This window comes from Ralstonia sp. ASV6 (assembly GCF_016429285.1).
In the GTDB taxonomy this organism is placed as follows: domain Bacteria; phylum Pseudomonadota; class Gammaproteobacteria; order Burkholderiales; family Burkholderiaceae; genus Ralstonia; species Ralstonia flaminis.
Map to the genome: position 1 here is coordinate 1 of NZ_JAELUI010000065.1, position 12,843 is coordinate 12,843.

Annotated in this window: 9 protein-coding genes and 1 pseudogene; all 10 read left to right on the forward strand. The window is 64.0% G+C overall.

Annotated features, from left to right (window positions below; all coding sequences use genetic code 11):
- A pseudogene (locus JHD73_RS14455) lies at positions 1-562 on the forward strand (pilus assembly protein); the annotation flags it as partial.
- Entirely contained in the window at positions 559-1,908 is a 1,350-nt protein-coding gene (locus JHD73_RS14460) for a CpaF family protein (protein WP_199030969.1), read from the forward strand. The pseudogene JHD73_RS14455 and the gene JHD73_RS14460, both read left to right, overlap by 4 nt.
- A complete protein-coding gene (locus tag JHD73_RS14465; RefSeq protein WP_199030970.1) occupies positions 1,901-2,827 on the forward strand; it encodes a type II secretion system F family protein in 927 nt (308 codons plus the stop codon). Before JHD73_RS14460 ends, JHD73_RS14465 begins: the two co-directional genes overlap by 8 nt.
- Positions 2,828-2,840: 13 nt before the next feature.
- The gene (locus tag JHD73_RS14470; RefSeq protein ID WP_199030971.1) at positions 2,841-3,830 is read left to right on the forward strand and encodes a type II secretion system F family protein; all 990 of its coding nucleotides are present in this window, start codon (positions 2,841-2,843) and stop codon (positions 3,828-3,830) included.
- Between the two features lies 1 nt (position 3,831).
- Positions 3,832-4,752: a tetratricopeptide repeat protein gene (locus tag JHD73_RS14475; RefSeq protein ID WP_199030972.1), complete on the forward strand. Its 921-nt coding sequence runs from the start codon at positions 3,832-3,834 to the stop codon at positions 4,750-4,752.
- Positions 4,749-5,081, forward strand: coding sequence for a DUF3613 domain-containing protein (locus tag JHD73_RS14480; RefSeq protein ID WP_199030973.1), 333 nt, complete (start codon positions 4,749-4,751; stop codon positions 5,079-5,081). Before JHD73_RS14475 ends, JHD73_RS14480 begins: the two co-directional genes overlap by 4 nt.
- Positions 5,082-5,103: 22 nt before the next feature.
- Positions 5,104-6,840 carry a TadG family pilus assembly protein gene (locus JHD73_RS14485; RefSeq protein ID WP_233176982.1) on the forward strand — a complete coding sequence of 579 codons (1,737 nt, stop codon included), beginning with the start codon at positions 5,104-5,106 and terminating at the stop codon, positions 6,838-6,840.
- Positions 6,841-6,855: 15 nt separating this feature from the next.
- Entirely contained in the window at positions 6,856-8,253 is a 1,398-nt protein-coding gene (locus JHD73_RS14490) for a sigma 54-interacting transcriptional regulator (protein ID WP_199030974.1), read from the forward strand.
- A 287-nt stretch (positions 8,254-8,540) separates the two neighbouring features.
- The gene (locus tag JHD73_RS14495; protein ID WP_199030975.1) at positions 8,541-9,341 is read left to right on the forward strand and encodes a DUF2968 domain-containing protein; all 801 of its coding nucleotides are present in this window, start codon (positions 8,541-8,543) and stop codon (positions 9,339-9,341) included.
- A gap of 148 nt (positions 9,342-9,489) precedes the next feature.
- On the forward strand, positions 9,490-12,729 hold the full coding sequence (locus tag JHD73_RS14500) for a cytochrome P450 (protein ID WP_199030976.1): 3,240 nt from the start codon (positions 9,490-9,492) through the stop codon (positions 12,727-12,729).
- Positions 12,730-12,843: the final 114 nt, after the last annotated feature.

The window sequence follows — 12,843 nt, forward strand, 5'->3', positions numbered from 1 at the left end:
GAACCGCCTGCGTACGTTCTTCGACCTGCAGGTGGTCGACCTGGGCGGTTTCGGCAACATCGACTTCATCGCCCAACTGGTCAAAGCCGCCGACGACGTGATGCTGGTGACCGAGCAGAGCGTGGGCGCGATTGTTTCGGCCGCAGAGTTGATGCAGGAGCTTAAGAAGCGCGAGATCGATCGCGATCACCTGCATCTGACCATCTCGAAGTTCGACACGCGTCTGTCATTGGACGCCGCGCAGATTGCTGAGCGATTGGAGATTCCCTCGGTGCTGACTGTGCCGAGCCGCCGTGAGGCGCTGGTGATTGCCTCTAACCAGGGCGCCATGCTGGCGGAAACCCACCCGACCGACGTTTACGTGAAGGCACTGGCCCACATCGCGCAGACGCTGGGCTATGCCCAGCACAGCGAGCGAACATCGGGCATGTCGGGTTGGGTGGCGGGTGCACGGGCGCGCCTGGGTGGGCGGTTCGGTAAAGGGCAGGACGGGCGCCTCAAACGTAAATCGACAGACCAGGACGAACTGGATCTGGGCACCACTGGACGGAACGCGACATGACACAACCCATCGAGTTTTCCAACCAGGCGGACGCGGGTACCGGCGCGTTTGCTGTCACGCAGGCCTTCCAGGACATCAAGGAAGCGGCGCACGAACATCTGCTTACCCGTATTGAAGAACTGGGCGCCGAGTTCGGGCGTTGGTCGCGCACGGCCATCCAACGCTTTGTTGATCTGGAAGTCGAAGGTTTTACACGCATGCGCCGGATTCCCGTCAACGAGACGGAAGTGCGTCAGATTGCCGAGGCGCTAACCAAGGAGTTGGCGGGCTTCGGCCCGATCGAGGATCTGCTGGCCGACCCTGCGGTGGAAGACATTCTCGTCAACGGCCATCTGGATGTGTATGTGTCCCGCCATGGCGTGCTGGAGCGCATTCCGGTGCGCTTTGCCGACAACAACCATCTGCTGCGTATCGTGCGCCGCATCCTCGCGCCGATTGGCCGGCGATTGGATGAATCCAATCCGATGGTGGACGCGCGCCTGCCCGATGGGGGGCGCATCAACGTGGTCATTCCGCCGCTGGCGCTGGAAGGCCCGGTGGTGTCGATCCGCAAGTTCCGCAAAGACCCACTCAAGCCGGAGGATCTGCTGGGCTTGGGCACGATGAGCGAAGAGATCGGTGTGCTGATCGAAGCTGCCGTGCGGGCACGCTGCAACATCCTGGTGAGCGGCGGTACGAGCTCGGGCAAGACTTCGCTGCTCAATGCGATGGCGTACCACATTCCGACCACAGAACGTGTGATCACCATTGAGGATACGGCGGAGCTGTCGCTCAACCACCCGCACGTGGTGCGGCTGGAAAGCCGGCCCGGTGGTTTTGAAGGCACCGGCGTGGTGACGATTCGCGAACTGCTGCGTAACAGCCTGCGCATGCGTCCGGACCGCATCATCGTGGGCGAAGTGCGTGGTGGCGAAGTGCTGGAAATGCTGCAGGCCATGAGTACCGGCCACGATGGCTCGATGGGCACCATCCACGCCAGCAGCCCACGCGAATGTCTGTACCGGCTGGAAATGCTGGCCGGCTTTGCTGGGTTCCAGGGCAGTGAGGTGAGCCTGCGCCGCCAGATCACCAATGCCATCGATTTCATCGTGCAGATCGGGCGCTTGTCCAGCGGCAAGCGGCGCATCCTGTCGATTACGGAAGTCACCGGGCTGGGCGACAACATCATCTCCACGCAGGAGCTGTATCGCTACGAGCCCTACACCGGCCCCGATGGCGAAGAGGTCGACCGCTGGACGGCACTCGGCCTGCAACCGCATTCACCCAAGCTGGCACGCATGCGCAACAGTGGGTTGGAGGACGGCGGGATGAGCGGATTCGGCAATGGAGGCCGCTTCCATGTCTAGCATGACGCTCTGGTTCGGTTGCCTGGCACTCCTGCTGATGGGCGCATCGCTCATGCTGTGGGCGGAGTCCGTGCGCCGGCGTGAGCGCGAGGCCTCGCGCAGCTTTGTGCGCACGCAGACCGAGCAGATCAATGCGCGCTACCAGCCCAATGTGGAGGCGGCACCCGTCAGCGTGCCGGACTCTTTTACCCGGGCCTGGAACGATGCGCTGCGCCGGGCCGACATCCAGCCGAGCCGGCGTTTCTACCTGCTCTTGATTGTGCCGGCGCTGACGATCGCGCTGATTGCATGGGCTGTGTCGAGCTTGCTGTCTGCGGTGATGGCGCTTGGGTTGTACGCGCTCATCGTGGCTTTTCTGTTCTGGAACCGCTCGCGGAAGATGAATGAACGGCTGCTGCAGCAGTTGCCCGGGTTCCTGGATGGTGTGGTGCGCCTGATGAGCATTGGCAGTGCCGTGCCGGCCGCCTTTCAGGCCGCCAGTGCGAATACCGAGCAACCGCTGCGCTCGTGCCTGATTGCGATTACGCAAATGCAGCGTGCAGGCAAGGATCTTGATGCCGCTGTACTGGCAGTGGGTCAGCAGTACCGCGTCAATGAGCTGGTTCTGCTGTCGTCCGTGCTGCGTTTGTCACTGCGCTACGGCGGGCGGGCAGATATCGTGATGGAGCGTACCGCGGCGTTCATGCGAGACCGTCAGCAGGCGCAGCAAGAGTTGATTGCGCTCTCTGCCGAGACACGCATGTCTGCGTGGATCATCGGCCTGCTGCCGGTGGTTGTTGGGGGGGTGATCGTCATGTCTAACGCGGCTTACATCATGTCGATGTGGCGCGACCCGTTTGGTAAGTCGCTAATCCTGACGGCATTCGCCATGGAAGTGATCGGCGCGGTCATGCTGGCCAGGCTGGCGAAATCAGTCTAGGGACGGGATTGACATGGACGATGCGCTCATCACACTCAGTCTCACTGCAGCCGCAGCGGGCGTGCTGGTATTCGGTGGACTGGCATTGCGGGCGACGCTCACCCGCTATCGAAGCGCACGCAAGCTGGATACAGCGCTGTCCAACATGCGAACGAGCGGGGTCAACGCAGCCCCAACCGCGGCGGCACCTACTGTGCCTCCGGTGGCCAAGACGAGCCCTCACGGCACGCGCGAGGCGCAGCAGATTCAGCAGCAGATTGCCAAGGTGGGGCAGCGCTGGATTGACACTGGCCTGGGGCGACGGATCGTCACCGATGAAGACCGCAAGCTGCTGGAAGAGTGCGGCTACTACGGCGAGCACGCGCGCACAGTGTTCGGCGGTACACGCATCGTGTTGCCGCCGTTGCTGGCGGTTGTCGGCGCACTGAATGCTTCGTCGTTCCTGTTTGTGTTTGTGTGGGGTTTTGTGGGTTTTGCTTTGGGCTATCTGGGCCCGAAGTGGCTGCTGGGGCGCCGCAAGGAAGGCCGCCGCCGCCGTGTGGATGACGAACTGCCTGTGATGGTCGACATGCTGCGCCTGTTGCAAGGGGTGGGTTTGTCGATTGACCAAAGCCTGCAGGTGATTGCCAACGAGTTCCACAGCATGCTGCCGGTGCTGGCTGGTGAGTTCGGCCGAGCCAACCAGCAGTTTGCATCGGGCCGCCCGCGTGAGCAGACACTGCTGCGCATTGCCAGGCTGTTCGACAACGAAGATCTGAAGGGCCTGATCACGCTGCTCACCCAGGTTGACCGCTTTGGCGGCGCTGTGCAGGAGCCGCTGCGGCAGTTTGGCGGGCGCTTGCAAGAAAACCGTCGCGCCCGCTTGAAAGAGCAGGTGGGCAAGCTGACCGTCAAGATGACCATGATCATGGTGATAACGCTGCTGCCTGCGTTGCTGATCATTACTGCAGGGCCTGGCTTTATGAGCGTGATGCGCAGCCTGCAACATACCGGGGGACATTGAGATGACACGAATCCCGAGGGCAGCCTGCATACGGTTGGCCAGCCTATCGATTCTGACCGCGCTGATGGCCGGCTGCGGCTCGATGGCCGCCTCTGACATGGGCCTGCGTGCAGATGCCGATATCGAGATGGCGCGTCAGCGTCAAAGCCAGGAGAAAGCCGAGATCACGAACCCAGCGACGTATCTGTCGCTGATCCGCAGGATGCAGGAGCAGGGGCTGTATTACGCATCGCTGGCGCATATCGATGCCTACCAGCAGCGCTATGGCCGCACGCCGGACGTGATGCTGTTGCACGCTGATGCACTGCGCGAGACCGATCAACTTGCAGCGGCTGATGCCGAATACCGTGCGGTGGTGGGCGCTACCGCCGCCATGGGGGCGGGTACGCAAGGCGCGTTGCTCAACGCGGCCGCTTGGCGTGGACTGGGTATCACCGCCGGCCGCCAGGGCAACTTTGTTGAGGCCGCGCGTCGCCTGCAGGTGGCAGCGCAAGCCAACCCGACTGACCCGGCCACCGCCAGCGACTACGGCTACGCCCTGATGCGTGCCGGCGAGGTCGAACAGGCCCGTGTGCCTTTGATGCAGGCGCAGCAGATGGCTGCTGGTAGCCCGAAGATCTCCGGCAATCTGGTGATCTGGTTGACCGTGAATGACCGCAGGGACGATGCCGCATCGCTGGCTTCGCATGCGCAGTTGACGCCTTCGGCTCGCAAAGCCATTGACGACGACGTGGCGCGTGTACGTAGCGCTTGGCGTGATCGCCGTATCGCGCGTGAAACCTCACCGGTGGCCCCGCGTGCCGTGGCGGCGGCTCCGTTCACGGTGGCGCCTACCGCAGCCGTCAATACTGTTCGTACCTCGGTTGGCCCGCTGGCGTTACAGCGCGGCCGCCTACTGGATACCTTGGAGGCTGCACAATGATCAATCGCATTCTGATGGTTGCCGGCATGGCGACATGGTTGGCGTGTGGTATCGCTGCTGCCCAGGGTTTTTCCGGGGCAGACGCACAGAGTGCCGCGTTGGCGGCTCCCAAGGTGGGAACCAACGTCAACGACGCCACGCGCGCGTTGCTCAGGGCTCAACGTGACGGGACATACGCAGGCGAATTCGTGCCGTTGCGTGGAGAACAGGCCGCGTTGGCGTACCAACGCTACCTCAATTCATTCAACCAGCCGATGCCAAGCGTGGCAGCGCAGAACACCGGTACGCGCTCATCCACGCAGAACACGGCGCAGTCGTCCGGGCGTTGAGCCGCAGTTTCTCCCCGTCGTGATGCAATCCGCTACCCGCCCTCTCCGAACCGCCACCTCACTGCGCCGCATGGGCGGTGCAGTGAGCGTGATGACGGCCGTCTTTGTTGCCACTGTTGGCTTGGCGGTTCTGGTGTCGATCGACATCGGCAATCTCTTCTATACGCAGCGCGCGCTGCAGCGCTCCGCTGATCTGGCAGCGATGGCCGCTGTGCAGCGATTGGATTTGCCTAACGCGGCGCAGCAATCGGTGGCACAGAACGGGCTGACGGTTGACGGCACCAACGTTACGCTGGCAGTGGTGCCCGGGGTGTGGGATGCCAGCGCGGGCACCGCGCCGACCTACTTCACGGCCCAGGCGGCGGTAGACGGCAACACCAATGCCGCGCAGGTAACGGTCACGCAGAACGTGCCGTATTTCTTCATGGTCGGGAAGCGGCAGTTACAAGCGACAGCCATCGCAAAGAACACGTCTATCGTGTCGTTCTCACTCGGCTCTGGGCTGGCGTCCATCAACAACGGATTGCTGAACCAGGTGCTCGGGTATTTGCTGCACACCAACCTTAACCTCGATGCCGCGTCATACCAGGGGCTGGCTACGACCAACATCCGGCTGGCTGATCTTGCCGTCGCGCTCGGCGCTGGCTCCATGCAGCAGTTGCTGGCGTTGTCGCCCAATCTGGGGACGTTCTTCAATGCGGTGATTTCGGTTGCCTCGCAATCCGGGCTGGCGGGCATATCCGTGGGCGCAGCAGGGGCCAGCAATGCGCTGTCGTTTGGTAACGACTTGAATTTGCCCATTAACATTGGTGATGGCGGAGCTTCTTCTCCGGGGCTGCTTTCGGTGCTTGCACTCGCCGGCAATGAGCAGGCCGCGCTCAATGCCACAGTCAATGTGTTGGACTTGCTGACGACCGCCGCTCAAATTGCCAACAGCCAATCGGCGGTGAACGTGGCACCGGTCACGTTGAATCTCGTCGGGCTGGGCGCTGTTACGTTGTCGCTGAAGATCATCGAGCCGCCTGCCATCGCCGTTGGGCCACCGGGGCAGTTTCTGTCGGGGCCGAACGCGGGGCAGTGGAAAACGCAGGCGCGGACAGCGCAGGTGCGGCTGGGCCTGAAGGTCGTGGTCGGCGTTCCAAATCTGCTCGCCGTCACACTTCCGATCGGACTCACGGTAGCGAGTGCCCAGGGGCATGCGACGTCGACAAGCTGCACTGTTCCTCGATCCAGCTCGACCGCCACGATTTCCGCGCAGCCGCAACCGGTGGGGTTGTGCATTGCAGCCAATGCGGATACCTCGGTCAACAGCACGTTGGACTGCGCGTCGGCCGCACCCGCGCAAGCCGTGTATTTGGGGCTGGCGGGGTTAGGGCTCGTTGGCGTGGGGTTGAAAGCCAATGTGTCGCAGGCACCGAACACCGGTTGGGGTGACGAGACCATCGCGCTAACGCAGATTGGACAAAACCCACAAACCGATACGAGCGGGAAATCACCCCCGCGCGTGGCAACGCAGAACCTATTTGGCTCCATCCTGAACAGCAACCTGAATCAGTTGACGGCAACCGCAACCATTCTGGGGATCACTGTGGATGTCAGTGCGCTGGCAATGCCTTTGCTGGTACCGACGTTATCAGTGGTGGGGCAAACGCTAGACGGTGTGCTCAGCCCGCTCCTTGGGCTGCTCGGCATCCAACTCGGCTATGCCGACATCAAACTCCTCTCGCTCGACTGCGATTCCGTCGAGCTGGTTTTCTGACATGGAAGCGGCGACATGAAAACCGATCGCTGGGCGTACGAAACGCTTGATATCTTTGTCTGGGAAGGGCGCTACGACATTGCCGATCGTGTGGCGCGGTTCATGGCGCCGTTTGGTGCGGAGGTGATTCGTGCGGGGGGGATCGACTTCCAGCCGGCCGAGCCGCGTGCCAAGCCGAGCGTGGCCATCATCAGCGCGTCGGTAGTCGAAAGCGGTGGCTTTACCGTGCTGGACTGGCAAGCCGCGCAGGGCATGCCCGTAATCTGGGTGGCCGCGGACACGCAGCACGACTCGAGTCGTTTCCCGCCCGAATACACCTACGTGCTTGGGCCGGACTTTGGCGCCACGGAACTGCGCGCGCAGATCAGCAAGGTCTTGCCGTCGATGTCGTCGGCGCGGGATCAGGCGCCCGACCAGAGCGATCTCGTCGCGGCATCGCCGGCCATGCATGGGCTGCTGGAGCAGGTCGATACCTTTGCCGACTGCGACAGCAACGTCATGCTCTACGGCGAGACCGGCGCCGGCAAGGAGCGCATCGCCCGTCTGCTGCACGACAAGAACCGGATGTACGGCAAGGGCCCGTTCGTGGCGGTCAACTGCGGTGCCATTCCCGATGGGCTGTTCGAATCGCAGTTCTTTGGCCACGCCAAGGGCGCATTCACGGGGGCCATGTATGCGCACCGTGGCTACTTTGAGCAAGCCAACGGCGGCACGCTGTTCCTCGATGAACTGGGTGACCTGCCGCTGTATCAGCAGGTGAAGCTGCTGCGCGTGCTGGAAGACAGCGAATGCACGCGGCTGGGCTCGACCGTGCCCGTGAAGCTGGATTTCCGTCTGGTGGCGGCGACCAACAAGAACCTGCGCGAGATGGTTGCCACCGGCAAGTTTCGTGCAGACCTGTACTTCCGCCTAGCTGTGATCGAGCTGCGTATTCCCAGCCTGGAGCAGCGCGGCGCCGACGACAAGGTGGCGTTGCTGCTGTCTTTCCTGCGGCATTTGCTGGGCGACAAGACCTACGAAAGCATGCCGCCGGTGCCGGAGTGGGTGAGGGCGTCGGTGGGCCGTGCCTACTTTGCCGGCAATGTGCGCGAACTGCGCAACCTGGCCGAGCGCATCGGCATTACCCTGCGCCAGTTCGGCCGCTGGGACGAGGCCCGCATCCTGCCCCTGTTTGCCGGCCTCCAGCGCGACGCCTTCGAGCGTGAGACCAACAACGGCAATGGTGGCAACGGCCATGACCGCGGCAGTGGCAGCGATGAGGAACGCCGCCGCATCCTGGCCGCGCTGGACGCCAACAACTGGCGCCGCCAGGACACCGCCGCCACCCTGGGCATCAGCCGCAAGGTGTTGTGGGAAAAGATGCGCAAATACCAGATTGCCGACGGCGAGACCGAGTTGCGTGAGATGGAGTGATAGAACCCATTTCCCCAATAGGATGTGGACGCGTTCAAGCCAGGAGAGGCGCAGGCTAGGCACGGGCCGCAGGCCTTGGCCATTCCAAGGTCAAGGCCGGTAACGACGCATGCGCCTCTCCTGGCTTGAACCCGTAGGGAAGGCGGCAGCCTTCGCGCCCCTTACTATTGGTGAAATGGGTTCTAAACAACACCCTCCCGCCCGGCGGGACCCCCGGCATGCCACTCGGGCGGCGGATCGCGTATAGTTTTCGGCTGCAACACCTGCGCAGAATCCACAGGGTCGAGATGACAACAACAAAACAGTCAGGGAAAGCGTCGCAACAGGCGTTTCAGAGGGGATTGGCCGTTGTGGCCGCGTTGGCAGCCATGGCGGGCGGCACCGCCTGCACATCTGCCGTGGCGCAGAGCCCGGCTGCACCACCCACCGCCATCGCACCGATTGCCGCGGCCGCGCCGGTGCCGGCACTGACCGCCACCGTTGGTCAGACCACCGCAACGGCTGCCACCAGCACGCCCGCGGCCAGCAACAGTACCGCCCGTGCCGAGAGCCCGGTCGGCAACGGTGCCGGCAACAGCGCCGTACTGGATCTGCAGCGTCGCATGCAGGCCCATGAATTGTCCGAGCTGCGCACCACCTACAACGGGGCCTACGGCGCCAGCCTGCTGTTTGCCCAGAGCGATCTGACCTACTACGTGACGTTGTTCCAGCAGAAAGACCTCTGGCGCGTCATCAAGACCACCAATGAAGCCTCTGCCGAGCGCCTGTACAGCGACTTCGCCAAGCAGACGCGCACGATGGCCGACCTGGAGTTGCAGCGCATCCGCCTGGAAGCCCAGAAGGAGCGCTCCGAGCGTCAGATTGCAGTGCAGGAAGAAAAGCTGCGCGGTCTGAAGACCGACCTGGAAATCCAACGCCAGCAGCAGGCCCAGGCGCAGGAGCGCCAGAAGGTTGCCCGCTCCGAAGCCGATACGCTGGATGTGGAGCGCCGCGCCGCCCGCGCCCGCGTGGACGAACTGCAGCGCCAGATCCGCGCGCTGGAAGCCCAGGTCAACGCGCCGTTCAATCCGTCGCAGCGCAATCGCTGATCAGCACATCGCAGTCCACCAGATCGGGCGGCCCACGGGTCGCCCGATACACTTTTAGGGGGCGGCATTCAAACACGGCGATGGCGTTTGATACTGCACCGGGTGGCGCGTACATTGGCGGACACCCCATTTTTGCAGTCGACCGCGCATGCGTTCTGTCTCCGAGTTGCCCGCCAACGCCTACCCCGCAGCGGCGGAGCCCATCCCGCAGCCCAAGGGCCTGCCGTGGTTGGGCAACCTGCTTCAACTGCCCAGAGACCGCGTAGCCCAGACGTTTCTGGAGATCAGCCGGCAGTTTCCCCAAGGCCTTTACCAGCTTGACTTTGTCGGCCGCCGCGTGCCGTTCGTCTATTCCGCCGATCTGGTGGCCGAACTGTGCGATGAAACGCGCTTTCGCAAGCTGATCGGCCCGCCACTGTCCTTCCTGCGGGCAGGCGCGGGCGACGGCCTCTTCACCGCCCACCAGGACGAGCCCAACTGGGGCAAGGCCCACCGTATCCTGCTGCCGGCCTTCAGCCAGCGGGCCATGAAGGGCTACTTCGACGTGATGCTCGACGTGGCCAACGCGCTGGCCGACAAATGGACGCGACAAGGCCCCGACGCTGACATCTCCGTCGCCGACGACATGACGCGGCTCACGCTCGACACCATCTCGCTGGCCGGCTTCGGTTACCGCTTCGATTCGTTCAAGACGCCCGAGCTGCATCCATTTCTGGAGGCCATGGCGGGCGTGTTGTCCGAGGCGATGGGCAAGCTCACGCGCCTGCCGTTCAAAGACCGGTTCATGCATGAGCACCATCGCCGCTTCGAGCAGGATGTGGCCGCCATGCACCAACTGGTGGACGAGGTGATCCGCAAGCGCCGCCAGGCGCAGGATGGCGGCAAGGGGGCGAGCGACCTGCTGGGGTTGATGCTCAACGCGCGCGATCCGGTAACGGATCTGCCGCTGGACGACACCAACATCCGCTTCCAGGTCATCACCTTCCTGATTGCCGGGCACGAGACCACCAGCGGACTGTTGACGTTCGCGCTGTACATGCTGCTGCGCCACCCGGCCGTGCTGGCGCAGGCGTATGCCGAGGTCGATCGCGTACTTCGGGGCGACACCGTGCCACAGTACGCGCACCTGGCGCAGCTCGATGTGATCGAGCGCGTGTTGAAAGAAACGCTGCGCCTGTGGCCCACGGCTCCCAGCTTTGGTGTGGCGCCGTACGAAGACACGCGCATTGGTGGCCGCTACGCCATCCGCAAGGATCAGCGCGTGGTGACGCTACTGATGGCCTTGCACCGCGACCCCGCCGTGTGGGATCGGCCCGAGGTGTTCGACATCGATCGCTTCCTGCCCGAGAACGAAGCCCGCATCCACCCGCATGCCTACAAGCCCTTCGGCAACGGCGAGCGTGCCTGCATCGGCCGCCAGTTCGCCCTGACCGAGGCCAAGCTGGCGCTGGCCGTGATTCTGCAGCGTTTTGCGCTGTCCGATCCGCACGACTACGCGTTCCACATCAAGGAGACGCTGACGCTCAAGCCGGACGGCTTCCGCCTGCGTGCGCGGTTGCGCAATGCGCGCGAGCGGTTGCTGGTTTCCATGCCGTCGCAGGCCAGTTCGGCGTCGGACGCCGATGCACAAGCCACGCTGGCCGGCGGCGGGGAGCCGATGCACGTGCTGTATGGCGGCAGCCTCGGCACCTGCCAGGACATTGCCGAACAGATTGCGGCCACGGCGTCGCGCGCAGGCTTTGATGCCAAGGTGGCGCCGCTGGATGCCGTTGCCGATGCGTTGCCGCAGCAGGGCACGCTCGTTGTTGTGGCGGCCACTTATAACGGCCGTGCGCCGGACAGCGCTCGCATGCTGGAGGCGCGGCTCGATTCGGATGGTGAGCTGGTCCGGCAGGCGTCCGGCTTGCGCTATGCCGTGCTGGGTTGCGGCAACTCGCAGTGGCCGGCGTTCCAGGCGTTTCCCACGCGGGTGGACGCCATGCTGGCCGCCGCCGGTGCGCAGGCCATCGTGCCGCGCGGTGAGGCCGACGGCAATGGCGGGTTTGATGCGGCTGTCGATGCCTGGACGCGCGGCCTGTGGGCTGCCCTCGGCGCGCGGCAGGTGCAGGCCGACGCTGTCGCTGTCAGTGTGCAATACCTGGCAACGGATGCCGTGCGTGCCGCCGTATTGCCTGCCGCCGCACGCAGCATGACAGTGCTCGCCAATGAGGAGCTCGTCAGGGATCCCACCGGACTGTGGGACTTCATCCGCGAGGCTCCGCGTGGCCCGACGCGTCATCTGACAGTACGGCTGCCCCAAGGCGTGACCTACGCCACGGGTGATCACCTCGCCGTCTATCCGCGCAATGCCGATGATCGTGTTGAGGCGGCCATTGCCCGGCTCGGCCTGGAAGGCGAGGCGCTTGTCACGCTGACGGCGCAGCATGCCCATGTGCGGCACTTGCCGCTCAATCAGCCAGTGACTGTGCGCCAATTGCTGCGCGATTTTGTCGAGTTGCAGGACACCGCCACGGCGCGTGACATCACTGCGTTGCACGCGATCACGCGCTGCCCGTTCACACGCAGCCAGCTTGCCGTGTGGATCGACGGGGAGGCTGCGGCGCAGCGTTTCGACCAGGACATCCAGGCCGCACACGTAAGCGTGCTCGATCTGCTGATCCGCTTTCCCGCCATCGAACTGACGCTGGAGGGCTTTCTCGCCCGCCTTGGGGCGATGCGGCCGCGCTTCTATTCGATTGCCTCATCGGCACGCGTCTCGCCGGATGTTGCGGCGCTGACGGTGGGCACGGTGTCGGGGCCGGCATGGTCGGGTGTCGGCACGTATCGTGGTACGGCGTCGAACTACCTGATGCAACTGCAGGCTGGTGCGGAGATCGCCGCCACGGTGCGTACGCCCAACCCACCATTCGCGCCCGAGATGGATACCAGCAAGCCGATGGTACTGATCTGCGCCGGCACAGGCATTGCACCGTTCCGAGGCTTCCTGGAGGAGCGTGCTGCGCAGCACGCGGTGGGAGAGGCCGTCGCGACATCGCTGCTGTGCTTCGGCTGTCGGCACCCTGAGCACGATTTCCTGTACCGCGATGCCCTGCGCGGTTGGGAAGACGCTGGCGTGGTGCGTGTCTTCCAGGCGTACTCATGCGTGGATGACCACCCGCATCGCTTCGTGCAGCACGCACTGTGGGATGCGCGCGAGGCCGTCTGGGCGGCATTCGACGCAGGCGCCACGCTGTACGTTTGCGGTGACGGCCGCGCCATGGCACCGGCCGTGCGCGACACGCTCATCCGCATGCACCAGGCGCGCTACGGCAGTGATCTGGCCACCGCATCAGACTGGCTGACCGAGCAGATGCAATCCGGACGCTACCGGCAGGACGTCTTCAACTGAGGTTGCTGAGACGGCTCCCGGATCGTTGTGCCGCCGCGCCGTCCTGCCCGCCGGGCGGAGGCGGGCACGCCGCATGTTACGATTTACGTTTGAAGCACCGTGTTTTTGAGCTTG

Coding starts and splice junctions, on each gene's coding strand:
- JHD73_RS14485 (WP_233176982.1), top strand. CDS start 5,104: ATGCAATCCGCTACCCGCCCTCTCCGAACCGCCACCTCACTGCGCCGC.
- JHD73_RS14460 (WP_199030969.1), top strand. CDS start 559: ATGACACAACCCATCGAGTTTTCCAACCAGGCGGACGCGGGTACCGGC.
- JHD73_RS14500 (WP_199030976.1), top strand. CDS start 9,490: ATGCGTTCTGTCTCCGAGTTGCCCGCCAACGCCTACCCCGCAGCGGCG.
- JHD73_RS14480 (WP_199030973.1), top strand. CDS start 4,749: ATGATCAATCGCATTCTGATGGTTGCCGGCATGGCGACATGGTTGGCG.
- JHD73_RS14495 (WP_199030975.1), top strand. CDS start 8,541: ATGACAACAACAAAACAGTCAGGGAAAGCGTCGCAACAGGCGTTTCAG.
- JHD73_RS14470 (WP_199030971.1), top strand. CDS start 2,841: ATGGACGATGCGCTCATCACACTCAGTCTCACTGCAGCCGCAGCGGGC.
- JHD73_RS14490 (WP_199030974.1), top strand. CDS start 6,856: ATGAAAACCGATCGCTGGGCGTACGAAACGCTTGATATCTTTGTCTGG.
- JHD73_RS14475 (WP_199030972.1), top strand. CDS start 3,832: ATGACACGAATCCCGAGGGCAGCCTGCATACGGTTGGCCAGCCTATCG.
- JHD73_RS14465 (WP_199030970.1), top strand. CDS start 1,901: ATGTCTAGCATGACGCTCTGGTTCGGTTGCCTGGCACTCCTGCTGATG.